Source organism: Streptomyces swartbergensis (assembly GCF_002148965.1).
GTDB lineage: Bacteria > Actinomycetota > Actinomycetes > Streptomycetales > Streptomycetaceae > Streptomyces > Streptomyces swartbergensis.
In genome coordinates this window covers 1-900 of record NZ_NGFN01000769.1, presented here as the reverse complement: position 1 = coordinate 900, position 900 = coordinate 1, and the positions used below count along the sequence as shown (strand labels likewise).

General features: G+C 71.3%; 1 protein-coding gene and 1 pseudogene. Both read left to right on the top strand.

What is annotated here, in order from left to right:
• A partial coding sequence (locus CA983_RS44215) for an iron-containing redox enzyme family protein (RefSeq protein ID WP_143645879.1) occupies positions 1–440 on the top strand: 440 nt, incomplete at its 5' end.
• 36 nt (positions 441–476) lie between these two features.
• A pseudogene (locus tag CA983_RS44210) lies at positions 477–900 on the top strand (diaminopimelate epimerase); the annotation flags it as partial.

Sequence of the window (900 nt, the reverse complement as noted above, 5' to 3'; positions counted from 1 at the left end):
CCACCCTCTTCGGGCAGGCGCTGGAGGCGATCGGCGCCGACCCGGAGTACATACGCCGCGTCTTCCTGCTGGAAGCGGGGATCTCTGGCAACATCTCGGCCTGCCTCGCCCTCTCCCGCCGCCACTACCACAAGGCCGTCGGCTACTTCGGAGTCACCGAGTACCTGGCGCCGCGCCGGTTCCGCTGCGTGGTCGACGCCTGGCGACGCCATGACCTGGACGAGGTCGGCATCGTCTACCACGACCTGCACATCGGGGTGGACGCCGGTCACGCCGCGGGCTGGTTCAAGAACGTGATCGGCCCGTTGGTGAGCGCCGATCCGAGAGTGGGCCGGGACATCGCCCTCGGCGCGATGATCCGGCTCAACACTTCCCGGGACTACCTCGACACGCTGCTGGAACGCATGCGTGCCGGCGCCCCGGTCCCGACCGGAGCCTGAGATGGCGCCGCGGTGAACGGGGGAGCCTTTCCGGCCATGGACTTTGCCAAGTACGAGGCGCTGGGCAACGACTACATCGTCATCGACCCGAGCAGCACGGGCTTCGTGCCGCTGCCCGAGCACGTCCGGCTGGCGTGCGACCGCCACCACGGCCTCGGCGGGGACGGTCTGCTGTACGGCCCGCTGCCGGCCGAGGAGGGCTTCAGGCTGCTCACCTTCAACGCGGACGGCTCCCAGTGCCCGCAGAGCGGCAACGGCCTGCGGATCTTCGCCCGGTATCTGCGCGAGTCCGGCCACACGGGCGCGGACACCTTCACGCTGCACTCGTGCGCCGGCCCTTCCACGGTCCGTGTCCTCGACGTCGCCTCCGGCACGGTGAGCGCCGACCTCGGCGTGGCCTCACTGGACAGCCGCGCCGTCGGGGCGGCCGGCCCCGCCCGCCCGCTGCTGCGAGAGCCCC